At 65.6% G+C, this 24,743-nt stretch carries 13 protein-coding genes; 7 read left to right on the forward strand and 6 right to left on the reverse strand.

All coding sequences use genetic code 11. The features are described from left to right. Positions 1-4: 4 nt before the first annotated feature. On the reverse strand, positions 5-907 hold the full coding sequence (locus AACH06_RS23060; protein ID WP_341428134.1) for an AraC family transcriptional regulator: 903 nt from the start codon (positions 905-907) through the stop codon (positions 5-7). A 116-nt stretch (positions 908-1,023) separates the two neighbouring features. Between AACH06_RS23060 and AACH06_RS23065 the strand changes: the two genes are divergently transcribed. Continuing rightward, positions 1,024-1,986: an alpha/beta fold hydrolase gene (locus tag AACH06_RS23065; protein WP_341428135.1), complete on the forward strand. Its 963-nt coding sequence runs from the start codon at positions 1,024-1,026 to the stop codon at positions 1,984-1,986. A gap of 66 nt (positions 1,987-2,052) precedes the next feature. On the opposite strand, the gene AACH06_RS23070 is transcribed toward AACH06_RS23065, so the two are convergent. The 4 genes from AACH06_RS23070 to AACH06_RS23085 form a co-directional block, all read right to left on the reverse strand. Further along, the gene (locus AACH06_RS23070) at positions 2,053-13,464 is read right to left on the reverse strand and encodes an Ig-like domain-containing protein (protein ID WP_341428136.1); all 11,412 of its coding nucleotides are present in this window, start codon (positions 13,462-13,464) and stop codon (positions 2,053-2,055) included. A gap of 176 nt (positions 13,465-13,640) precedes the next feature. Continuing rightward, the gene (locus tag AACH06_RS23075) at positions 13,641-15,086 is read right to left on the reverse strand and encodes an HlyD family type I secretion periplasmic adaptor subunit (protein WP_341428137.1); all 1,446 of its coding nucleotides are present in this window, start codon (positions 15,084-15,086) and stop codon (positions 13,641-13,643) included. Continuing rightward, a complete protein-coding gene (locus AACH06_RS23080) occupies positions 15,086-17,341 on the reverse strand; it encodes a type I secretion system permease/ATPase (protein WP_423222071.1) in 2,256 nt (751 codons plus the stop codon). The genes AACH06_RS23075 and AACH06_RS23080 overlap by 1 nt, the downstream gene beginning before the upstream one ends. Positions 17,342-17,390: 49 nt before the next feature. Continuing rightward, positions 17,391-17,936: an NUDIX hydrolase gene (locus tag AACH06_RS23085; protein ID WP_341428138.1), complete on the reverse strand. Its 546-nt coding sequence runs from the start codon at positions 17,934-17,936 to the stop codon at positions 17,391-17,393. A gap of 167 nt (positions 17,937-18,103) precedes the next feature. Here AACH06_RS23085 and AACH06_RS23090 point away from each other — a divergent pair, with 167 nt between their 5' ends. The 3 genes from AACH06_RS23090 to pgeF are packed head-to-tail and all read left to right on the forward strand — an operon-like array spanning position 18,104 to position 20,343. Next, on the forward strand, positions 18,104-18,808 hold the full coding sequence (locus AACH06_RS23090) for a fumarylacetoacetate hydrolase family protein (RefSeq protein ID WP_341428139.1): 705 nt from the start codon (positions 18,104-18,106) through the stop codon (positions 18,806-18,808). A 51-nt stretch (positions 18,809-18,859) separates the two neighbouring features. Further along, positions 18,860-19,492: a maleylacetoacetate isomerase gene (gene maiA, locus AACH06_RS23095; RefSeq protein ID WP_341428140.1), complete on the forward strand. Its 633-nt coding sequence runs from the start codon at positions 18,860-18,862 to the stop codon at positions 19,490-19,492. Beyond that, entirely contained in the window at positions 19,492-20,343 is an 852-nt protein-coding gene (gene pgeF, locus AACH06_RS23100) for a peptidoglycan editing factor PgeF (RefSeq protein ID WP_341428141.1), read from the forward strand. The genes maiA and pgeF overlap by 1 nt, the downstream gene beginning before the upstream one ends. Positions 20,344-20,395: 52 nt before the next feature. Here pgeF and AACH06_RS23105 read toward each other — a convergent pair whose 3' ends face one another. Next, entirely contained in the window at positions 20,396-20,635 is a 240-nt protein-coding gene (locus AACH06_RS23105) for a hypothetical protein (protein ID WP_341428142.1), read from the reverse strand. A gap of 290 nt (positions 20,636-20,925) precedes the next feature. On the opposite strand from AACH06_RS23105, the gene AACH06_RS23110 reads away from it, so the two are divergent. The 3 genes from AACH06_RS23110 to phbB all read left to right on the forward strand — a co-directional run bounded on the left by AACH06_RS23110 (position 20,926) and on the right by phbB (position 24,718). Beyond that, on the forward strand, positions 20,926-22,512 hold the full coding sequence (locus AACH06_RS23110; protein ID WP_341428165.1) for a PHA/PHB synthase family protein: 1,587 nt from the start codon (positions 20,926-20,928) through the stop codon (positions 22,510-22,512). A gap of 146 nt (positions 22,513-22,658) precedes the next feature. After that, positions 22,659-23,843 carry an acetyl-CoA C-acetyltransferase gene (locus AACH06_RS23115; RefSeq protein WP_341428143.1) on the forward strand — a complete coding sequence of 395 codons (1,185 nt, stop codon included), beginning with the start codon at positions 22,659-22,661 and terminating at the stop codon, positions 23,841-23,843. A 137-nt stretch (positions 23,844-23,980) separates the two neighbouring features. Next, on the forward strand, positions 23,981-24,718 hold the full coding sequence (phbB, locus tag AACH06_RS23120; protein WP_341428144.1) for an acetoacetyl-CoA reductase: 738 nt from the start codon (positions 23,981-23,983) through the stop codon (positions 24,716-24,718). Positions 24,719-24,743: the final 25 nt, after the last annotated feature.

A 24,743-nucleotide genomic window follows, 5' to 3' on the forward strand; every position in this document is an offset into this window, starting at 1 on the left:
GGGGTCATCGCGTTGCAGGTCCTTGGCCGTGCAGTGTCGCTGGCGCATCGTTGACTTGCCCGGAACTCGACGGGGTCTGCGACTTGCGCCACTCCCGCGGCGACAGCCCGGTCTGCGCGCTGAACGCCCGCGACAGTGCGGCTTCGCTGCCGTAGCCCACCTCGGTGGCGATGAGCTTCAGCGTTTGCCCTTGGCGAAGCCGCTTCTGGGCCAAACCGATCCGCCAGCGTTGCAGGTAGGCACCCGGGGTGCATCCCAGCGTGTCGCGGAAGGCGCTTGCGAAGACGGTGCGGGACATGCCAGCTTGGTCGGCCAGGTCTTCCAGCGTCCATTCGCGTTGGGGCATGTTGTGCATCGCCACCAGCGCCTTGCGCAGGCGCTCGTGCGCCATGCCCGCCAGCATGCCGGCTTGCACGCGCCCTTGAACCATCAACTCGCGCAGGATGTGGATCAGCACCGCCTCGAACAGCCGATCGAGCATCGCCTGGCGGCCGCAGTGGCTGGCCGCTGCTTCATCGAACAGCGACTGGAGCAGGGGCTGGCAACTGACCAACTGATGCAGGGGCAGGTGAACGACCGCAGGCAGGGCCGCCGCGATCGGGTTGGCCGCACCGCCCTCGAACTGAACATGCGCGCAGACGAAATCTGCGCCGTGCTCGCGATCGGTGACGAAGCGATGCGGCAGCGGCCGCGGATACAGCAACAAGCTGGGTTCGTCGATGCGCAGCGGCTTGGCGGTGCCGTGGTGCACCTCGACCGCGCCGCGCTGGATGAGGTGCAGTTGACCGAAGGGCTCGTGCGCGTCGATCGTGTTGATGCCGCACAGCGCGCCCGCCTGGAAGGTGCGCGCGCTGACCGAAAAGTGCTCCAGCAGTCCGGCCAGCCGATCTGAGGGTAGATGGGTCATGATCGGGACGATGAATCAAGTTTGGCGTATGAAATGAAATATATCGTACGGATCATGCGGGCAAAGTTCATCCCGTCGCCGACGTGGGCGGCGCGATCAACCTCAAGGAGCACTTCATGCAGACCCGTTCCTCGTTCACCCGGCTTCTCGGTGCCATGGCCATGGCCTCGGTCTTCGGCACGGCCTCGCTGGCCGCGCAGGCGCAGGCCACCCCTGCGGCCACCTCGCGCAGCAGCAGCGCACCAGCGTCCTCCTACATCGCCGCGAACGATGGCACAGCGCTCTATTACAAGGACTGGGGCCCCAAGAACGGCCCGGTCGTCGTCTTCAGCCACGGCTGGCCCCTCAGCTCCGACAGCTGGGAATCGCAGATGTTGTTCCTGGCCGAACAGGGCTATCGCGTGGTGGCGCACGACCGGCGCGGCCACGGCCGATCGGGGCAGCCATGGGCGGGCAACCACATGGACCAATACGCAGATGACCTGGCTTCGGTGATCGAAGCGCTCGATTTGAAGGGCGTGACGCTCGTCGGCTTCTCCACGGGCGGTGGCGAAGTCGCGCGCTACATCGGCCGCCATGGCACGCGCCGAGTGGCCAAGGCGGTGCTGGTGGGGGCAGTGACGCCGATCATGGTGAAGACGCCCGCCAACCCGAACGGCGTGCCGATGGAGGTGTTCGACGGCTTGCGCAAAGCCTCGTTGGACAACCGGGCGCAGCTCTACAAGGACATTGCCGGGGGCCCCTTCTTTGGCTTCAACCGGCCCGGGGCCAAGGTCTCTGCCGGCCTGGTCGATTCATTCTGGCAGCAGGGGATGCAAGGCGGGCACAAGGCCACGTTCGATTCGATCCGCGCGTTTTCCGAGAGCAACTTCGTTGACGACCTGAAGAAGTTCGATGTCCCCACGCTGGTCATCCACGGCGACGACGACCAGATCGTGCCGATCGAGATGACCGCGAAGGAAACGGTCAAGCTCGTCAAAGGTGCTCGCCTGATCGTCTACAGCGGCGGCCCCCATGGCATCACCGACACCCACAAAGACCGTCTGAACGCGGACCTGCTGGCCTTCTTGCGCCAATGACGCACGCGCCGGTGTGAAGCTGCCGCGCCGGCCCACTGTGGGGGCCGGTGCTGGCGGCTGCTGTCGTCAGTCGGTGACCAGCTTGCCCTTGTTCAACAGATCTTGAATGATCTGGGCATTGGTGCTGAATCCGTTGGTCAGATCCACGTTCTGCAGCACGATGGTCTGGTCTTCGGCCGAGGCGTTGTAGCCGCCACTGAACCCGCCCGAGCTGGAGATGTGCAGCACCGTGTTGCTGCCCACCTTCTCGAAGCTGATGAAGTTGCCCAGGTTGCCGCTGTTCTCGCCGACCAGCAGATCACGCAAGTCGAGCCGGTCGCCCCCCGAGGTGTAGCCCCGCGTATCGAAATCGGTGATGGTGTCGACCGCAGGCGTGCCATGGCTGCCGTGGTCCGCCAGCTCCCAGCGGAAGGTGTCGGCGCCGAGGCCGCCGGTGAGGGTGTCGTTGCCCGCCCCACCTTCGAGTCGGTCGGCCGCGCCGCCGCCGTTGATCGAATCGTTGCCAGCGCCGGCGTGGATCACGTCTCGGCCTTCGCTGCCCGTGATGCTGTCGGCGCCCGTGCCCCCATAGGCCTCCTGCCCGGTGCGGATCAGGTACTGGCCATTCACCGTGGGGTTCTCGATGATGTCTTGCAGCTCGGTCAGCGCGGGGGCGTTTTCGGTCTGAAGGAGCGCCAGGTTGTCCAGACTGAGGGTCTGATAGGTGGCCGACCCGGTGGGCTTGTACTGCACCAGCAGCTCGGCATTGCCACCTTGCTCCCAATAGACGATTTCGATGGTGTGGAAGCCTTCGCCGATGGCCACCGGCACGGTGGTGGAACGGGTGGTGGGCGATTGGTTCGCGTCGTACTGCAACACCACCTGGCCATCGAGGCGGATGCTGAAGCCGTCGTCGGCGCGCACCTGGAAATCGTAGGTGCCTGCGTTGAAATACGCCGAACCGACCATGCGCATGATGGCGTCGGTCGTTTGGCCAAAGCTGCTGGTGGCCTTGAGGCTGCCCGCATCGCTGCCGGCATTCGATGCGCCAAGGAAGTTGTAGAGCGAGCCGGTGGTGATACTGTTGCCCACGGGTGTGGGTGAGTTGCTGCCGAGGCTGTTCGCCACGGCCACCGACTGCCCGTAGGAAATGCTCGTGGCGTTGAACGAGGCATCGGTGGCGGCGGTGCTGGCCGACGCCGAGCTGCCGACGATGCTGCCGCCCTGGCGCAGGTTGATGATGCCCGTGATGTCGGCGATGCTGTCCAGGTTGCCCACGGTGCCGTCGCCCGACTGCAGGTTGTAGAACTGGCCGGGGTTGGCCGTGTCGTTGTAGCCGAAGTATTCGCCGTGCAGGCCGGTGGCGGTGCTGAGCACGGTGGTGCTCGAACTCAAGGTGTGCGTGCTGCCCTCTGTGCCGACATCGCCAGCGCCCACCAGGATGTTGAAGTTGAGCGAGGCTGTCGTCGTGGCGGTGCTGCCGTTGGGCTCGAGGGACGTGCTCGTCACCGTGAGGGGCAGATCGCCCAGGTAGCTGGAGCTGATCTGCAGCTTGGCCGATGCCAGCTCGCTGGCCGGGATCGTCACCGAGCCGTTGACCACGGTGTAGCCGCCCGGATGGCTGGCGGTGACGATGGTGGCGTTGGCCGGCAGGCCGCCGATCGTGAGCGAGAGCGATTCCGATCCGTCGTTGTCTGCCAAGGCCGTGTTGATATAGCCCGACAGCGCGATTTCAGTCTTGGTGCCGCCAGCCGCGTTGCCCGCCAGGGCACCTTGAGACTCGGTCAACTTGATGTCGTCGATCATCGCCCCGCGGCCGTTCGTGTTGAACTGGGTGGCGTCGGTGATGATGGTGATCGTCTGCGCCGAGCCGTTGCCGACGAAGCTGAAGTGCAGGTTCTCCCAGTTCAGGGCGTCGGATCCGCTGGTGCCCGCATAGCTCGCCACCTTGACACCATCCACCAGCACGGTGATCTTGGTGAAATCCTGGCTGTAGCCGAGGCGGCCAGCGTAGTCGAACGACAGGTCGTAAACATAGCCCGCCGTGGTGGTCACGCTGCGGCTGAGGCCGAGCGTCTGCACCAGTGCACCGTTGTTGTCGGCGTTGTTCAGCTCCAGCCAGTTCTGCCCATTGCCGGTGCCGGCAGAGATGCCGATCTGGGTGTTGGACTGGTTGGCCATCGTGTCGCCATTGCTCCAAAGCTCCCACACATTGGTGCCGCCCGCGTAGGCGTCCGGCGTGTCCACGCGTGTCCAGCCTGCCAGCGTGGTCTGGGTGAGCGTGCTGGTCGAGGTGGTGTTGGGGTTCAGCGTGCCCTGGCTGAGGCCCGTGTCCGAGGTTTCGAAGCTGGTCGTGAACACCGTGACGCTGTGGTTCTTGGTGGTCAGGCTCGGTGTATCGGCCACCGGGGTGATGTCGATCCGCATGCTGGCGGTTGCACCTGGCGTCGTGCCATCGGTGGGCTTGAAGCTGAACTGTGCGTAGTCGTTCTTCAAGTTGCCGGTGCCGGCAGATCCGAACGCGTCGGCGCCGCTTTCGTTGGCATCCGGAAAAAAGCGCAGGTTGCCGGCCGCGATGGATGCCTGGCTCACCGTCTGGTTCAAGCTGACAGCGACCCAACTGGTGCCGTTGAAGAACTGCAGTGTTCCATCGGCAGGCAGAGAGGTGATCTGGACACCCAGGCTGCTGGCGCCGCTGTCGACGTCGGACACGTTGAACTGGGCCCAGGTGAACACCAGCCCGGTGTCCTCCGAGCCAGTCACCGCACCCCCTGCCGAGACCGGCGCGTCGTTGACGGCAGCCACGTTCAACGTGACGGTAGCGGTGGAGACGTCGCCATCCGCGTCGGTCAGTGTGTAGGTGAATGAGTCGGGGCCGTTGTAGTTCGCGGCGGGTGTGTAGGTGAAGGTGCCATCGGCGTTGACGACGACGGTGCCGTGAGCGGGGCCAGTGCCGACGGCAAAGACGTTGCCGCCGTCACCCGAGAGCGTGTCGTTAGAGGCGAGGTTGCCGGTGAGGGCGGTGTCTTCGGTGGCGGAGAAGGTGTCGTTCTTCGCGGTGGGCAGGTCGTCGACCGCGCCGACGTTCAGAGTCACCGTCGCTGTCGACACATCGCCGTCCGCATCGGTCAGTGTGTAGGTGAATGAGTCGGGGCCGTTGTAGTTGGCCGTTGAGGTGTAAGTGAAGGTGCCATCGGCATTGACGACGACCGTGCCGTGAGCCGGGCCGGTCGCGACCGCAAAGACGTTGCCGCCATCGCCTGAGAGGGTGTCGTTCGAGGCGAGGTTGCCGGTGAGGGTGGTGTCTTCAGTAGCGGAGAAGGTGTCGTTCTTGGCTGTGGGCAGGTCGTCGACCGCGCCGACGTTGAGAGTCACCGTCGCTGTCGATACGTCGCCATCTGCGTCAGTCAACGTGTAGGTGAACGAATCGGGCCCGTTGTAGTTGGCGGCGGGCGTATAGGTGAAGGTTCCGTCGGCATTGACAACGACAGCGCCATGCGCAGGGCCGGCGCCGACGGCAAAGACGTTGCCCCCATCGCCTGACAGGGTGTCGTTCGAGCCAAGGTTGCCGGTGAGAGAGGTGTCCTCGGTGGCGGTGAAGGTGTCGTTCTTGGCTGTGGGCAGGTCATCGACAGCGCCAACGTTCAGCGTGACGGTAGCCGTGGAGACATCGCCATCTGCGTCGGTCAGTGTGTAAGTGAAAGAGTCGGGCCCGTTGTAGTTCGCGGCGGGTGTGTAGGTGAAGGTGCCATCGGCGTTGACGACGACGGTGCCGTGAGCGGGGCCAGTACCGATGGCGAAGACGTTGCCGCCGTCGCCGGAGAGGGTGTCGTTGGAGGCGAGGTTGCCGGTGAAGGCGGTGTCCTCGGTGGCCGAGAAGGTGTCGTTATTGGCTGCGGGCAGATCGTCGACAGCGCCAACGTTCAACGTGACGGTGGCCGTGGAGACATCGCCATCCGCATCGGTCAACGTGTAGGTGAACGAGTCCGGCCCGTTGTAGTTCGCTGCCGGCGTATAGGTGAACGTTCCGTCGGCATTCACGATGACAGTGCCGTGAGCGGGGCCGGTACCGACGGCGAAGACGTTGCCGCCGTCACCCGAGAGGGTGTCGTTGGAGGCGAGGTTGCCGGTGAGTGCGGTGTCTTCGGTCGCTGCGAACGTGTCGTTCTTCGCGGTGGGCAGGTCGTCGACCGAGCCGACGTTCAACGTGACGGTAGCGGTGGAGACATCGCCATCCGCGTCGGTCAGTGTGTAGGTGAACGAGTCGGGACCGTTGTAGTTGGCGGCAGGCGTGTAGGTGAACGTTCCATCGGCATTCACGACCACGGTGCCATGCGCGGGGCCGGTTCCGAGGGCAAAGGCATTGCCGCCGTCACCCGAGAGCGTGTCGTTGGACGCGAGGTTGCCGGTGAGTGCTGTGTCTTCGGTCGCTGCGAACGTGTCGTTCTTCGCGGTGGGCAGGTCGTCGACCGCGCCGACGTTCAGCGTCACCGTCGCTGTCGAGACGTCGCCATCTGCATCGGTCAACGTGTAGGTGAACGAATCGGGCCCGTTGTAGTTCGCTGTCGGCGTGTAGGTGAAGGTTCCGTCGGCATTGACAACGACAGCGCCATGCGCAGGGCCGGTGCCGACGGCAAAGACGTTGCCCCCATCGCCTGACAGGGTGTCGTTCGAGGCAAGGTTGCCGGTGAGGGCGGTGTCCTCCGTGGCGGCCAAGGTGTCGTTCTTGGCCGTGGGCAGGTCGTCGACCGAGCCGACATTCAGCGTCACCGTCGCGGTGGAGACATCCTCATCCGCATCGGTCAACGTGTAGGTGAACGAGTCCGGTCCGTTGTAGTTCGCCGCCGGCGTGTAGGTGAATGTGCCGTCGGCGTTGACGACCACGGTGCCGTGGGCGGGGCCGGTGCCGACGGCGAAGACGTTGCCGCCGTCACCCGAGAGCGTGTCGTTGGAGGCGAGGTTGCCTGTGACGGCGTTGTCTTCAGTAGCGGCGAAGGTGTCGTTCTTCGCTGTCGGCAGGTCGTCGACCGCGCCGACGTTCAACGTGACGGTGGCCGTCGACACATCGCCATCCGCATCGGTCAGCGTGTAGGTGAACGAGTCAGGCCCGTTGTAGTTCGCGGCGGGTGTGTAGATGAACGTGCCGTCGGCATTGACGACGACGGTGCCGTGCGCGGGGCCAGTGCCGACGGCGAAGACGTTGCCCCCGTCGCCGGAGAGGGTGTCGTTGGAGGCGAGGTTGCCGGTGAGGGCGGTGTCTTCGGTGGCGGAGAAGGTGTCGTTCTTGGCTGTGGGGAGGTCGTCGATCGCGCCGACGTTCAACGTGACGGTGGCGGTGGAGACATCGCCATCTGCGTCAGTCAGCGTATAGGTGAACGAGTCGGGCCCGTTGTAGTTGGCGGCAGGCGTGTAGGTGAACGTGCCATCAGCATTCACGACCACGGTGCCGTGGGCGGGGCCTGTGCCGATGGCGAAGACGTTGCCGCCGTCGCCCGAGAGCGTGTCGTTGGAAGCGAGGTTGCCGGTGAGTGCAGTGTCTTCGACGGCGGAGAAGGTGTCGTTTTTCGCCGTGGGCAGGTCGTCGACCGAGCCGACGTTCAACGTGACGGTAGCGGTGGAGACATCGCCATCCGCGTCGGTCAGTGTGTAGGTGAACGAGTCGGGGCCGTTGTAGTTCGCGGCGGGTGTGTAGGTGAAGGTGCCATCGGCGTTGACGACGACGGTGCCGTGAGCGGGGCCGGTACCGACGGCGAAGACGTTGCCCCCATCGCCCGAAAGCGTGTCGTTGGAGGCGAGGTTGCCGGTGAGGGCGGTGTCCTCGGTGGCGACGAAGGTGTCGTTCTTGGCTGCGGGCAGGTCGTCGACTGCGCCGACGTTGAGAGTCACCGTCGCTGTCGATACGTCGCCATCTGCATCGGTCAGCGTGTAGGTGAACGAATCGGGGCCGTTGTAGTTCGCGGCGGGTGTGTAGGTGAAGGTGCCATCGGCGTTGACGACGACGGTGCCGTGAGCGGGGCGGGTGCCGATGGCGAAGACGTTGCCGCCGTCACCGGACAGGGTGTCGTTGGTGGCGAGGTTGCCGGTGAGTGCTGTGTCTTCGGTCGCTGCGAACGTGTCGTTCTTCGCGGTGGGCAGGTCGTCGACCGCGCCGACGTTGAGAGTCACCGTCGCTGTCGAGACATCGCCATCCGCGTCGGTCAGTGTGTAGGTGAAGCTATCTGGGCCGTTGTAGTTCGCTGCCGGCGTGTAGGTGAACGTTCCGTCGGCGTTGACGACGACCGTGCCGTGCGTGGGGCCGGTACCGACGGCGAAGACGTTGCCGCCATCGCCTGAGAGCGTGTCGTTGGAGGCGAGGTTGCCGGTGAAGGCGGTGTCCTCGGTGGCGGAGAAGGTGTCGTTCTTCGCTGCGGGCAGGTCGTCGATCGCGCCGACGTTCAGCGTGACGGTCGCTGTCGAGATATCACCATCTGCGTCAGTCAGCGTGTAGGTGAACGAGTCGTGGCCGTTGTAGTTCGCTGCCGGCGTGTAGGTGAACGTTCCGTCGGCGTTGACGACGACCATGCCGTGCGTGGGGCCGGTACCGACGGCGAAGACGTTGCCGCCATCGCCTGAGAGCGTGTCGTTGGAGGCGAGGTTTCCGGTGAGGGCGGTGTCCTCGATGGCGGCGAAGGTGTCGTTCTTGGCCGTGGGGAGGTCGTCGACAGCGCCGACGTTCAACGTGACGGTGGCCGTCGACACATCGCCATCCGCATCGGTCAACTTGTAGGTGAACGAGTCGGGGCCGTTGTAGTTCGCGGCGGGTGTATAGGTGAAGGTGCCATCGGCATTGACGACGACCGTGCCGTGAGCGGGACCGGTGCCGATCGCAAAGATGTTGCCTCCATCGCCTGACAGCGTGTCGTTCGAGGCGAGGTTGCCGGTGAGGGCGGTGTCCTCCGTGGCCGCGAAGGTGTCGTTCTTCGCTGTGGGCAGGTCATCGACTGAGCCTACATTCAACGTGACGGTAGCGGTGGAGACATCACCACCCGCATCTGTCAGCGTGTAGGTGAAGCTATCGGGTCCGTTGTAGTTCGCGGCAGGTGTGTAGGTGAAGGTTCCGTCGGCATTGACGACGACAGTGCCGTGAACCGGTCCGGTGCCAACGGCAAAGACGTTGCCGCCGTCACCCGAGAGCGTGTCGTTAGAGGCGAGGTTGCCGGTGAGGGTGGTGTCTTCAGTAGCGGCGAAGGTGTCGTTCTTGGCTGTGGGCAGGTCGTCGACCTCGCCGACATTCAGAGTCACCGTCGCTGTCGATACGTCGCCATCTGCATCGATCAACGTGTAGGTGAACGAATCGGGCCCGTTGTAGTTGGCAGCGGGCGTGTACGTGAAGGTTCCGTCGGCGTTGACGACCACGGTGCCATGCGCGGGGCCGGTGCCAACGGCGAAGACGTTGCCGCCGTCACCCGAGAGCGTGTCGTTGGACGCGAGGTTGCCGGTGAGGGCGGTGTCTTCGGTGGCGGCGAAGGTCTCGTTCGTGGCCGTGGGCACGTCGTCGACCGAGCCGACATTCAGCGTCACCGTCGCAGTGGAGACATCGCCATCCGCATCGGTCAACGTGTAGGTGAACGAGTCCGGTCCGTTGTAGTTCGCCGCCGGCGTGTAGGTGAATGTGCCGTCGGCGTTGACGACCACGGTGCCGTGAGCGGGCCCGGTCGCGACAGCGAAGACATTGCCGCCATCGCCTGAGAGGGTGTCGTTAGAGGCGAGATTTCCGGTGAGGGCGGTGTCCTCCGTGGCCGCGAAGGTGTCGTTCTTCGCTGTGGGCAGGTCATCGACTGAGCCTACATTCAACGTGACGGTAGCGGTGGAGACATCACCATCCGCATCTGTCAGCGTGTAGGTGAAGCTGTCTGGTCCGTTGTAGTTCGCGGCGGGTGTGTAGGTGAACGTGCCATCGGCGTTGACGACTACCGTGCCGTGAGCCGGACCGGACCCGACGGCGAAGACGTTGCCGCCGTCACCCGAGAGCGTGTCGTTAGAGGCGAGGTTGCCGGTGAGGGTGGTGTCTTCAGTAGCGGCGAAGGTGTCGTTCTTGGCTGCGGGCAGGTCGTCGACTGCGCCGACGTTGAGAGTCACCGTCGCTGTCGATGCGTCGCCATCTGCATCGGTCAGCGTGTAGGTGAACGAATCGGGTCCGTTGTAGTTCGCGGCGGGTGTGTAGGTGAAGGTGCCATCCGCGTTGACGACAACCGTGCCGTGAGCCGGGCCGGTCGCGACAGCGAAGACGTTGCCGCCGTCACCCGAGATGGTGTCGTTGGAGGCGAGATTTCCGGTGAGGGCGGTGTCCTCCGTGGCGGCGAACGTGTCGTTCTTCGCGGTGGGCAGGTCGTCGACCGCGCCGACGTTGAGAGTCACCGTTGCTGTCGAGACATCGCCGTCCGCATCGGTCAGCGTGTAGGTGAAAGAGTCGGGGCCGTTGTAGTTGGCGGCAGGCGTGTAGGTGAAGGTTCCGTCGGCATTCACGACCACTGTGCCGTGCGCCGGGCCGGTCGAGACAGCGAAGACGTTGCCCCCATCGCCCGAAAGCGTGTCGTTGGAGGCGAGGTTGCCAGTGAGGGCGGTGTCTTCAGTGGCCGAGAAGGTGTCGTTATTGGCTGCGGGTAGATCGTCGACAGCGCCAACGTTCAACGTGACGGTGGCCGTGGAGCCATCACCATCCGCATCCGTGAGTGTGTAGGTGAACGAGTCGGGGCCGTTGTAGTTCGCTGCTGGCGTGTAGGTGAACGTTCCGTCGGCATTCACGATGACAGTGCCGTGAGCGGGGCCTGTACCGACGGCAAAGACGTTGCCCCCATCGCCTGACAGGGTGTCGTTCGAGGCAAGGTTGCCGGTGAGGGCGGTGTCCTCCGTGGCGGCCAAGGTGTCGTTCTTGGCCGTGGGCAGGTCGTCGACCGAGCCGACATTCAGCGTCACCGTCGCAGTGGAGACATCCCCATCCGCATCGGTCAACGTGTAGGTGAACGAGTCCGGTCCGTTGTAGTTCGCCGCCGGCGTGTAGGTGAATGTGCCGTCGGCGTTGACGACCACGGTGCCGTGGGCGGGGCCGGTGCCGACGGCGAAGACGTTGCCGCCGTCACCCGAGAGCGTGTCGTTGGACGCGAGGTTGCCAGTGAAGGCAGCGTCTTCGGTGGCAGCGAAGGTGTCGTTCTTGGCCGTGGGCAGGTCGTCGACCGCGCCGACGTTCAACGTGACGGTGGCCGTCGACACATCGCCATCCGCATCGGTCAGCGTGTAGGTGAACGAATCGGGCCCGTTGTAGTTGGCTGCCGGCGTGTAGGTGAACGTTCCGTCGGCATTCACGACGACATTGCCGTGGGCGGGGCCGGTACCGACGGCGAAGACGTTGCCGCCGTCGCCGGAGAGGGTGTCGTTGGACGCGAGGTTGCCAGTGAAGGCGGTGTCTTCGGTCGCCGCGTAGGTGTCGTTATTGGCTGTGGGCAGGTCATCGACCGAGCCGACGTTCAACGTGACGGTGGCCGTCGAGACATCGCCATCCGCGTCGGTCAGTGTGTAGGTGAACGAATCGGGGCCGTTGTAGTTCGCGGCGGGCGTGTAGGTGAAGGTTCCGTCGGCATTGACAACGACGGTGCCGTGAGCGGGGCCAGTACCGACGGCGAAGATGTTGCCGCCGTCGCCAGAGAGCGTGTCGTTGGAGGTGAGGTTGCCAGTGAGGGCGGTGTCTTCGGTCGCTGCGAACGTGTCGTTCTTCGCGGTGGGCAGGTCGTCGACCGAGCCGACGTTCAACGTGACGGTAGCGGTGGAGACATCGCCATCCGCGTCGGTCAGTGTGTAGGTGAACGAGTCGGGACCGTTGTAGTTGGCGGCGGGTGTGTAGGTGAAGGTGCCATCGGCGTTGACGACGACGGTGCCGTGAGCGGGGCCGGTACCGACGGCGAAGACGTTGCCCCCATCGCCCGAAAGCGTGTCGTTGGAGGCGAGGTTGCCAGTGAGGGCGGTGTCTTCGGTGGCCGAGAAGGTGTCGTTTTTCGCCGTGGGCAGGTCGTCGATCGCGCCGACGTTCAGCGTGACGGTGGCCGTGGAGACATCGCCATCCGCATCGGTCAGCGTGTAGGTGAACGAATCCGGCCCGTTGTAGTTGGCAGCTGGCGTGTACGTGAACGTTCCGTCGGCATTGACAACGACGGTGCCGTGAGCGGGGCCAGTACCGACCGCGAAGACATTCCCCCCATCCGCCGACAAAGTGTCGTTCGTGCCGAGGTTGCCTGTGATCGCCCCGTCTTCGCTCGTCGCAAAGGTGTCGCTGCCCGTCAAGGGCCGGTCGTCCACGGCTTCGACGATGATGGTGGTGCGTCCTGTGTCGGTGCCGCCTTGGCCGTCTCTGAGGGTGTAGTCGAAGGTGGCGGGGCCCCGGTAGCCGGGGGCCGGCGTGAAGGTCACGCTGCCGTCGTCGTTGAGGCTCACCGTGCCGATCGGGTGGCCCTGGCCATCGGTGAGCGTGACGGGTGATTGGGCGCCAATCGGCTGGCCGTCGATCTCTGTGATGGTGAGTGGGTCGCCGTCCGCATCGGTGTCATTGCTACGCAGGTCGATCACCAGGGGTGTGCCTTCGGCGGTCGTGGCGGTGTCGTCCACCGCCACTGGGCTGTCGTTGACCGGTGTGACGGTGATGACAATCGTCGAGGTCACCGGCTGGCCGCTGCCATCGTCGACCGTGTACGGGATGTTGAAGCTGCCGTTGAAGTCGGGCGCGGGCTTGAAACTGAGCGTGCCGTCGTCATTCAGCGTCAGCGTCCCCTGCGGCAGCACCACCGGATTGCCCACCGAAATGGCTTGGCCTGCCACGGTCTGCACCGCCGGACTCCCGCCGCCTTGAAAACTGTCGTTGACGCGCGGGTCGAAACTCACGCTGCCGTCTTCAGGCACCGTCACCAAATCGGGTGTGGCGGTATTCGACGGGATCGGCGTCTGAGTCGATGGGGCGCTGCCCGTCTCGTCGTCACGAAACTCGCTGGATGGGGCCGAAATCGGCTCGGTGCCGATCGTGGCCGGCGTGACGGATTCACTGATCCGATCTACCCGAAGGCCCGGCTGCAAATCTCCACCGTCTCCACCTTGCAAACCCGCTGCAGGCGCCGCATCGGCCTGACCTTGGTCGACTTCGGCGATCACCCGCTCAATGTCTGCAGGGGCGGGCGTCTTGGCGGCCGCGATCTGAACGATGCCGTCTTGAGCGGTCAATACCATCTCGCCCGGTGCCACCACATGGCCCACCTTCAGCGGATGGATGTGCCCGTCGGCATCTCTCAGCAATGCAGCGCCCCAGACGCCCATCACCTTGCCCGTCAGCTGCCGAACCGGTACATAGCCCTGGGCCATGAGCGCCCGAATGGCGGCGTCCTGCACGACTGCCGGATCAGCGGCCGGGCGGTTTACCGCGACATGAACCGCACGATGGCCGTGCGATGGATTGGCGGAAACGTTCTCGGACGACGACATGCGGGTTGCTCCAGACGGACTCTTGCCTTGCGCGCGAGCTTAGAAGCCCGCATCTGCTTATCGGCAGGTCGCGGCAGAACCTTGTGATCGAAGTCACCGGACAAAGTCGCACAAACTCGGATAGCGATCCGAGCGCTCGCATACCAGCCCTCCCGGGCTGGTGACGGGTATATCGGCTATCTCTCGCGCAGGGCGTAGGCCTTGGCTTTCAAAACCGGCTTCAGCAAATAAGAGAGCACGGTTTTCTGACCGGTCAATACATCCACTTCGGCGGTCATGCCGGGCATGATGGGGAGTTTGTCGTCGAAATTCGGACGAACCGTTTTCACGCGGACGACGTAAAAGGCATTCCCTTTTTCATCGATCACCGTATCCGGGCTGATGTTTTCTACTTTGGCTTCCAGGCCACCGAATATCGAGAAATCGTACGCGGTGAATTTCACCATCGCCGCCTGGCCTGGGTGGATGAAGGCGATGTCTTTGGGCAGGACGCGGGCCTCCAGCACCAGCGCGTCGTCCAGCGGCACGATCTCGACGATGTCCTTGCCCGGTTGCACCACGCCGCCGACGGTGTTCGCCAAGAGCCGCTGCACCCGGCCACGCACCGGGGACTTGACCTGCGCCTTGTCCACCTTGTCGGCCAGCGCCACCGAGCCTTCGCTCAACACGTTGAGCTTGCCCACCGCCTCCGCCAGATCTTTGCGGGCCTCGTTGCGGAACGACAACTCGGTTTCCTGGATCTTCCGGCTGGCTTCGCCGATGGCGGCTTGCACACGGGCGATCTGCGCCTGCGCTTGTTCGGACTCCCCCTTGTTGCGGGTGACATCGCGCTCCAGCCGAAGGATCTCGACCTGCGATACCGCGCCCGTGGCGAGCAGCGGGCGCGTCTGGTTCAGCTCTTGTTGTGCCAACTCCAGGCCGCGCAGGGCGGCGCTGCGCTTGGCCTCGGCCTCGGTTCGCTCTTGCTCTCGCTGCATCAGCTGCTGGCGGCTGATCGAGATGAGCGTGCTCAGCTCACTCACCTTCGCTTCATACAGCCGGCGCTCTTCTTCAAGAATGCGGCGCTCCTCCTCGTCACCCGGCTCGGGGGGCTTGAAGCTCGCGCCTTCGGCCAGAGCCCGCAGGCGCGCCACCCGCGCACGCAGCGCAAAGCCCTGGGCGGCACTTTCACGCACGCCAGAGGTGGCGCGCGTTTCGTCAATGCGCAGCAGCAACTGCCCGGCCTCCACCACCTGACCCTCACGCACCAGGATGTCGGCCACCACCCCGCCATCCAGTGATTGCAGCACCTGCAACTGGCGCGAAGGAACGACCCGGCCTTCTCCCCGCGTCACCTCGTCCACACGGGCGAAGGCGGCCCAGATCAGCAGCACCACGACCACGCCGAGGGTCACGCGCACGAGGTGCTGGGCCCGTCGGGTGGCCTGGCGGGACATCACGGCGTCGGCGGCACGCTCGAAGTCGCCCATGCCGGGTATCACCTGCGGGTCTTCCGGGCCGCTGAGGGCCTGGCCGATGCCGCGCCAAGCGCGCTGCCAGCGGGCTGGCGCCGGCGCGGAGGGTGCGGCCGGCACGGCGGCCACTGGAGCCGGAACGTTCGAATCGGTGGGCGATGCCGACATCACGCCGCCCTCGCGATGCGGCCGCTTTGCAGCGCTTCCATGATGCGGTCACGCGGGCCATCGGCTACCACCTTGCCGCCATCGATCACCACCACCCGGTCGACCAGGGCCAGCAGCGATGTGCGGTGCGTCACCAGCACCACGGTCTTGCCGGCGCTGAAATCCGACAGGCGCTTGGTGATGGCCGCCTCGGTGGAGAAGTCCATCGCGCTCGTCGGCTCGTCCAGCAGCAGCACCGGCGTGTTGTGCAGCACCGCTCGCGCGATGCCTACACTCTGCCGCTGGCCGCCCGAGAGGCGGTCACCGCGTTCGCCCACGTTCATGTCGAAACCCTGGGGATGGCGATTGACGAAGTCGGCCAGGCCGGCCACTTCCGCCGCCGCCACCACCGAGCCGTCGTCTGCATAGGGCAGGCCGAAGGTGATGTTCTCGCGCAGGGTGCCGTAGAACAGCAGCACGTCCTGGGAGACGCAGCTCACGTTCTTGCGCAGGTCGGCGGGGTCGAGCTGGTTCAGGTCGATGCCGTCGAGCAGCACGGCGCCGGTGGTGGGCCGATAGAGCCCCATCATCAATCGCTGCAAGGTGCTCTTGCCCGAGCCCACGCGGCCGATCAGCGCCACCCGTTCGCCAGGGCGGATCTTGATCGACAGGTTCTCGATGGCGTTGTCGCTGCGGCCCGGGTACTTGAAGCTGACGTTGCGAAACTCGATTTCTCCGCGCAAGGTGGCGCGGTGGATGTACGCGGCACCCTGGGCTTCGCTCTCGCGCTCGACCGGCTGCGCCATGATCTTCTCGAGCCCGGCCAGCGCCGTGCGTGCGCCCTGGTACTGCATCAGCAGCGCCACGATCTGCCCGGCGGGGGCCAGGGCCCGTGAGGCGAGCATGCTGCAGGCGATCAGGCCGCCCATCGTGACCATGCGTTCGCCGATCAGGTAGACACCGGCCACCACCGTGACCACGGTCACCATCTGCACCGCCCAGTTGGTGAAGTAGTTGGCGCCGGACGATAAGGCCCGCATTTTCACGTTGGCACCAGCGAGGAAGACGTTGGCGCGCTCCCAACGCGACTGGATGCTGCTCTCGGCGCCTTGCGTCTTGATCGTCTCGATGCCGGTGAGCGCCTCGATCAGCGTGGCGTTGCGCGCTGCCGAGGCGCGGTAGGTGGTTTCGGCCAGTGCATGCAGCTTGCCTTGGATGAGCCAGCCCGAGGCCAGCACCGCGCCAAAGCCGAGCACCACCGGAATGGCCAGCCACGGCGAAATGATGGCGATGACGATGAGGAAGAGCAGGGCGAAGGGCAGGTCGATCAAGGCCGTGACGGTGGACGACGCGATCAGATCGCGCACCTGCTCGAAGCCCCTCAGGTTGGAGGCGAACGAGCCCACCGACTCGGGCCGGTGCTCCAGGCGCATGCCGAGCACCCGCTCCATCAGCCGGGCCGAAATCTGCACGTCGATGCGGGCGCTGGCCTCGTCCACGAACCGGCTGCGCAGTTTGCGCAACAACAAGTCGGCCCCCAGCACGAGCGTCATCCCCACGGCCAGCGACCACAGCGTTTCGAGGGCGCCATTGGGCACCACCCGGTCGTAGACGTTCATCGTGAACACCGGGCTCGCGATGGCAAAGAGGTTGATCAGCGCCGCGGCACCGAGGATGTCGCGGTAGACGAAGCGCTGGGACAGCAAGGCACCCCAGAACCAGTGGCTCTCGCGCGGCGCGCGCACTTCGGGCGTTCGTGCGTCGAAACGGAAGTGCGGCCGCACGTGCAGCACCAGGCCGATCGAGCGCGCGGCCAACTCGTCGGCTCCCCACGTCACGGTGCCTTGGCCGGTTTCCGGCAGCAGCAGGCGCGCCGTGCCGGGTGAAGCGCCTTCGGCGTCGCCCTCCCAACCCAGCAGCACGCAGGCCTTCTGGTCTTTGAGCAACAGGATGGCGGGCAGCGCAGCGGGTTCGATGGACGCAGCGGCCACGCGCTCCAATCGGGTGACCATGCCCGCACGCGCGGCAGCCCGCTCGGCCAGGTCGAGGGTGAGGCGGCCGTTGTCCAGTGGAAGACCGGCCGCCAGTGAGGCCCGCGTGGCGCTGCGGCCGTGCAGGCGGCAGATCTCGACCAGGCAGTCGAGCAGGGCATCGGTCTGAAGCAGATCCTCGCGCAGCCGCCCCGAGGGGGCAGGTAACGGACGCTGAACCGGCAGGCCGTTGGGCGGCTGCGGTGCAGCGGGCGTGGCGGGCGGGTTCTGCGTGGCGTCGGTCACTGGGGGTGGCGGGTCGCTTCGTTCATTCGATCATGGCTGCGTCCGGGGCTCAAGCAATGTCGGCACAGTGCACGTTGAAGTGGCCGGCCCGGCGGTCCTGAAAGTACCGCATCAGGGTTTCCCGAACGGTTCGAAAAGCCAGCTCATCCCAGGGGATCTCGTCTTCGCGGAAGAGCCGTGCCTCCAGCGTCTCGGTGCCTGGCGCCAAGGTGGTGTCCAGCATCCGCGCCCGGTAGAAGAAGTGCACCTGGCCGACGCGCACGACATTCAACACCGTTAACAGGCCTTCCAACTCGACCTTGGCGCCGGCTTCTTCGTCGGTCTCCCGCAGCGCGCCTTCCGCGGTGGACTCGCCCAACTCCATGAAACCGGCGGGCAGTGTCCACAGGCCGTAGCGCGGCTCGATCGCGCGCTTGCACAGCAAGACCTGGTCTTGCCATACCGGCAGGGTGCCCACCACATTGAGCGGGTTCTCGTAGTGGATGGTGGCGCAGTTCGGGCACACGGCGCGCGGCCGGTTGTCCTCTGCGGGCACCACGTAGTTGACCTTCGTGCCGCAAGCGCGGCAGTGGACGATGGAACGACCCGTGAGCATGGTGGGGCAGTGTAGGGCCTGCGCGGGGCCCCGGCGCCTGCCAGGGCATGCCAGCCGATCGTGATGGCCGGGCCTCGCCCCGCACGCGTAGCCCCGCACGCCGGGCGGGGCCATGATGCCGTGGCATCATCAAGCGATCACTGGCCTTTTCGAGCTCCTCACTTGCCATGACCTATGTGATTCAGCCGCCTTCTCAGGCGGCCGTGCCGACCACCGATGGCCGCTCCTTCCCGGTGCACCGCATCTACTGCGTCGGGCGCAACTACGCCGAGCATGCGGTCGAGATGGGGCACACCGGCCGCGAGCCGCCGTTCTTCTTCATGAAGCCAGCCGATGCGGTGTTGCCGGTGGCCGACGGTGCAGTGGGCCACATGCCCTATCCGCCATTGACGAGCAACCTGCACCATGAGGTGGAACTGGTGGTGGCGCTCGGCTCCGGTGGCCGCAACATCCCGGTCGAGCAAGCGGCCAGCCTGATCTGGGGCTACGCCATCGGCCTGGACATGACCCGGCGCGATCTGCAAAACGACATGAAGAAGCAGGGCCGCCCGTGGAGCATTGGCAAGGGCTTCGATGCGAGCGCGCCGATCGGCCCGATCCACCCCAAGGCGGGCACCGGCGAGTTGAGGCACGGGTCGATCAGCCTTGATGTCAACGGCCAGCGGCGCCAGACCGGCGACTTGAAAGACTTGATCTGGAGCGTGGCCGAAACCATCGCCACGCTCAGCCAGGCCTGGACGTTGGCGCCGGGTGACCTGATCTTCACCGGAACGCCGGCCGGCGTCGGCGCGGTGGTGGCGGGCGATACGCTCACGGCTTCGATCGATGGCCTGGGGACGCTGCAACTGCAGATCGTGCCGGCGGGCGCCTGAGCGCCAACGCAGTAGGACATGCGCCCGAGCGCGCCTGAGGAACACAGCACCATGGAACTCTTCAACTACTTCCGCTCATCTGCTTCGTACCGGGTGCGCATCGCGTTGGCCCTCAAGGGCTTGCCTTACGACTACCGATCGGTGCACCTGCAGAAGAACGAGCAGATGGCCGAGTCGTACGCGGCGGTGTCGGCCACGCGGCTGGTGCCCTTGCTGAAGGACGGCGATCACCACATCCACCAGTCGATGGCCATCATCGAGTACCTGGATGAAACCCACCCCGAACCGCCTTTGCTGCCGAAAGATCCGGTGGCCCGCGCGCGCGCCCGGGCCCTGGCTCAGGACATCGCCTGCGAGATCCATCCGCTGAACAACCTGCGTGTGCTGCGCTACCTGACGGGGCCGATGGGTCTGGACGAAGACGCGAAGAACCGCTGGTATCGCCATTGGGTGGAAACCGGGCTGGAGGCCGTCGAGCAGCAGTTGGCCGCGTCGCCTTCGCGCTATTGCGTGGGCGACACGCCGGGGCTGGCCGATTGCGTGTTGGTGCCGCAGATCTTCAACGCCCGGCGTTTCGAGTGCCGGGTCGACCACGTGCCTCATGTCATGCGGGTGTTCGACGCTTGCATGCAGCTGGACGCCTTCGAGGCGACGCGGCCGGAGAAATGCCCGGACGCGGCTTGATGACCAACGTCGCCCCCCGCCCCGCCGTGGGTTCGCCAGGCCCCGGCCACTATTTGTGCGCCGAGGGTCTGCCTGCAGAAGCCGGCGGGGTGATGGCCACCCGCCGGGGCGGCGTCAGCCGTGCGCCATTCGACAGCCTCAATTTGCGGCCCGCCGGTTTGCGGGGGGATGCGTCGGACGAACCGGCTTCCATCCATGAGAACCAGCGCCGGTTCACGAGCTGGCTCGAGGGCGCCCAGCCGGTCTACCTCGACCAGGTGCACGGCACGCAGGTGGTGCGGCTGGGGCGTGGTGACCTGGGGCCAGGCCGGGGCTTTCATCAGGCCGATGCCAGCATCACCACCGAGCGGGGTGTGGCCTGCACGGTGCTGGTGGCGGATTGCCTGCCGGTGCTGCTGGCGGCGCCCGGCGCGCGTGCCGTGGGGGCCGCACACGCCGGCTGGCGAGGGCTGGCGGGTGGCGTGCTCGAAGCCACGCTGGTCGCGCTGTGCCAGGCCGCGGCGTGCGAAGCCAGCGAGGTGAGCGCCTGGCTGGGCGCTTGCATCGGGCCTCAGGCGTTTGAAGTGGGCGACGATGTCCGCGAAGCGTTCGGGGGGTCATCCGGTGCCGAGCCGGGGGTGGGTCTGGGCGTTGATGCCGCCGCCCAGCCCGCCGCGTTCTTTCGCCCGGGGGTTGCGCCGGGCAAGTGGTGGGCCGATCTGCCGGGGTTGGCGCGTTGGCGATTGCAGCGTGCCGGTGTCTCGCGCGTCAGCGGCGGGCAGTGGTGCACGTACAGCGAGCCGAGCCACTTCTTTTCTTACCGCCGCGATCGGTTGACGGGCCGCCACGCCGCGGCGATCTGGATTCGCTGACGGGCAGGCACGAGGGGCGACCCCCGCCGGGGGCGCCCGATCTTCGGTATTCCTACAACTGACCTTCGTCGTCTGGCGCTTTCGCGGCCAGGGCGGCATCCTCCGCGTCCCTCCGCTGGCGGGCGCGGCGACGGTGCGGCGTGTTCATCACGTACACGATGATCGACACCGGCAGCACCCCATACAAGAGCAGCGTGAACACCGCGCCCAGCACCGTTCCATTCGGTGCGGTGGCTTCGGCCAGGCTCATCAACACCACGACAAATATCCATCCCAGGGCGACAATGTGCATTTCAGGCAGTGATAAGTAATCTCACGTAACGAAAAATCGAGTCATCATGCGGTAAGCTGCTGGCCGTCCAATGCCTGCAGCGCCGCGTGCTTTTTTTCACGCGGCCATCCCAGCCCGAGCCGCGGCCCGCCCGCAAGGAGACATTCGAAGTGACTGGCCCATCGAAGAAGCCCTCTTTGGAAGCATTCGGAGCCCTGGGAGCCCAGGCGCAAGCTCAGGCCGACGCGTTCGGACACGCCGTGGGCGACATCTGGCGCTCATTCTCCGGCTTGACGCTGCCGCAGCAATCGATGAGCGAGCTCCAGGGCGAATACCTGAAGCAGGCCACGTCACTGTGGAACAGCACCGTCGAGGCGCTGTCCACCGGGGGGGAGGGCGACAAGGCGCCCAAGCCGGTGGGCGACCGCCGCTTTGCCGCGAAGGACTGGGCTGCCAACCCCGGCGCGGCCTACACCGCGCAGATGTACCTGCTCAACGCCCGCACGCTGATGCAGATGGCCGAGAGCCTGCAGGGCGACGAGAAGACCAAGGCGCGTGTGCGCTTCGCCGTGCAGCAGTGGGTCGATGCGATGAGCCCCAGCAACTTCCTGGCGCTGAACCCAGAGGCCCAGCGCAAGGCGCTGGAGACCCACGGCGAGAGCATCACGCAGGGCATCCAGCATCTGGTGCATGACCTGCAGCAGGGGCATGTCTCGCAGACCGACGAGAGCGTGTTCGAGGTGGGTCGCAACGTGGCCACCACGGAAGGCTCGGTGGTGTACGAGAACGAGTTCTTCCAGCTCATCGAATACAAGCCCCTCACCGCCAAGGTGCACCAGCGGCCGATGCTGTTCGTGCCGCCTTGCATCAACAAGTTCTACATCCTCGACCTGCAGCCGGAGAACTCGCTGATCCGCTACACCGTCGAGCAGGGGCATCGCACCTTCGTGGTGAGTTGGCGCAATCCCGGTGAGTCGATGGCCAGCAAGACCTGGGACGACTACATCGAGCACGCCGCCATCCAGGCCATCCGGGTGGTGCAAGCCATTTCGGGGCAGGAGACGATCGACACGCTCGGCTTTTGCGTCGGCGGCACCATTCTCGCGACGGCGCTTGCCGTGCTGGCGGCGCGTGGCGAGCAGCCGGCGGCGTCGGTCACCTTGCTCACCACCTTCGTTGATTTCGCTGACACCGGCATCCTCGACGTCTTCATCGACGAGACCTCGGTGCAGGTGCGTGAGATGACGCTCGGGCCCAATGCGCCCACGGGCCCCGGGCTGCTCAAGGGCCAGGAGCTGGCCACCACCTTCAGCTTCCTGCGGCCGAACGATCTGGTCTGGAACTACGTCGTCGGCAACTACCTCAAGGGCGAAACACCGCCGCCGTTCGACCTGCTCTACTGGAACAGCGATTCCACCAACCTGCCTGGGCCGTTCTTCTGCTGGTATCTGCGGCACACCTATCTGCAGAACGAGCTGAAGCTGCCGGGCAAGCTCACGGTCTGCGGCGAAAAGCTCGACCTGGGCAAGATCGAGGCCCCGGTGTTCCTCTACGCCTCGCGTGAAGACCACATCGTGCCGTGGAAGGGTGCTTACGCATCCACGCAAATCTTCAAGGGCAAGAAGCGATTCGTGCTGGGTGCTTCAGGTCACATTGCGGGGGTGATCAACCCGCCCGCCGCCAAGAAGCGCAGCCACTGGGTCAATGACAAGCTCACGCCCAAGGGCGACGACTGGCTGGCCAACGCCAAAGAAGTGCTTGGCAGCTGGTGGGGCGACTGGGCGCAATGGCTCAAGGGCCACGCCGGCCCGATGGTCGCCGCGCCCAAGACGCCCGGTGATCGCCAACACAAGGTCATCGAGCCCGCACCCGGCCGCTATGTGAAAGAAAAGGCCTGACAGGCTGAGAGTCATACACCCATGACCGCCTGGCACGCCAAAGCGCCTCCGCGCATCGCCGTACCGCCGTCTTCGTCCCTGCATCACGCACTGAAATTCCTCAGGCCCCGCCCCACTCGCCACCCCACTCCAAGGAGACCCGCACCATGAGCACCACCGACATCGTCATCGTCGCCGCCGCCCGCACTGCCGTCGGCAAGTTCGGCGGAACGCTGGCCAAGACCGCCGCACCGGATCTCGGCGCCACCGTGATCAAGGCCCTGCTCGAGCGCAGCAGCCTCGCGGGCGAGCAGATCAACGAGGTCATCCTCGGCCAGGTGCTGACGGCCGGCTCCGGCCAGAACCCGGCGCGCCAGGCGGTGGTGAAGGCCGGTTTGCCGCATGGCGTGCCGGCCATGACGATCAACAAGGTCTGCGGATCGGGCCTCAAGGCGGTGATGCTGGCGGCCCAGGCCATCCGTGATGGCGACAGCGAGATCGTGATCGCCGGCGGCCAAGAGAACATGAGCCTGGCGCCGCACGTGCTGCCGAACTCACGCGACGGCCAGCGCATGGGCGACTGGAAGCTGGTTGACACGATGATCAACGACGGCCTGTGGGACGTCTACAACCAGTACCACATGGGCATCACGGCCGAGAACGTGGCCAAGAAGTACGGCATCACCCGCGAACAGCAGGATGCGCTGGCGCTTGGCTCGCAGCAGAAGGCCGCGGCCGCTCAGGAAGCGGGCAAGTTCAAAGACGAAATCGTCGGTGTGACGATTCCGCAGAAAAAGGGCGACCCGGTCGTCTTCGACGCGGACGAGTTCATCAACAAGAAGACCAGTGCCGAAGCGCTGGCCGGCCTGCGGCCCGCTTTCGACAAGGCCGGCTCGGTCACGGCGGGCAATGCCTCGGGCATCAACGATGGCGCGGCTGGCGTGGTGGTGATGACAGCGGCCAAGGCGGCGCAGCTGGGCCTCACGCCGCTGGCGCGCATCGCCAGCTACGCCAGCGCGGGCTTGGATCCGGCCTACATGGGCATGGGCCCGGTGCCGGCGGCCCGGCGCGCGCTGGAGCGTGCCGGTTGGAAGCCGGCCGACCTCGATCTGCTGGAGATCAACGAGGCCTTCGCGGCCCAAGCCTGCGCCGTGCACCAGGAAATGGGCTGGGACACGAGCAAGGTGAACGTCAACGGTGGCGCCATCGCCATCGGCCACCCGATCGGCGCTTCGGGCTGCCGCATCCTGGTGACGCTGCTGCACGAGATGCAGCGCCGCAATGCCAAGAAAGGCATCGCCTCGCTGTGCATTGGCGGCGGCATGGGCGTGGCGCTGACGGTCGAGCGCTGAAGCGTGGGGGTGACGTTGGTGACGATAGTGTCAGCCTAGGGCTTTCACGGGCTGCCCTGCAGGGCGCACACGCGCAATAGTCGGCGTTGGCCCCGGGGCCGCCCGGAACATGGTTGGATTGGAAAAAGGAGACTGAAATGGCACAGAAAGTGGCGTACGTGACCGGGGGCATGGGTGGCATTGGCACCGCCATTTGCCAGCGCTTGCACAAAGAGGGCTTCAAGGTCATTGCCGGCTGTGGTCCGAGCCGCGACTTCCAGAAGTGGCTCGACGAGCAAAAGGCGCTGGGCTTCACCTTCTACGCCTCGGTGGGCAACGTGGCCGATTGGGAATCGACGGTGGACGCCTTTTCGAAGGCCGTGGCCGAACACGGCACCATCGACGTGCTGGTGAACAACGCCGGCATCACGCGTGACCGCATGTTCCTGAAGATGACCCGCGACGACTGGGACGCCGTCATCGACACCAACCTGAACTCGATGTTCAACGTGACCAAGCAGGTCGTGTCGGGCATGGTGGAAAAGGGCTGGGGGCGCATCATCCAGATCTCGTCGGTCAACGGCGAAAAGGGCCAGGCCGGCCAGACGAACTACTCGGCCGCCAAGGCCGGCATGCACGGCTTCACGATGGCGCTGGCCCAAGAGCTGGCCGCCAAGGGCGTGACGGTGAACACCGTGAGCCCGGGCTACATCGGCACCGACATGGTCCGCGCGATCAAGCCCGAGATCCTCGAGAAGATCGTGGCCACGATTCCCGTCAAGCGCCTGGGCACGCCCGAAGAAATCGGCTCGGTCGTGGCCTGGCTCGCAGGTGACGACTCGGGCTTCACCACCGGTGCAGACTTCTCCTGCAACGGCGGCCTGCACATGGGCTGACACGCTTTCCGCTCGCCACTGGGCA

Origin of the sequence: Ideonella lacteola, from assembly GCF_038066555.1 — a bacterium.
Classification (GTDB): domain Bacteria; phylum Pseudomonadota; class Gammaproteobacteria; order Burkholderiales; family Burkholderiaceae_C; genus Ideonella; species Ideonella lacteola.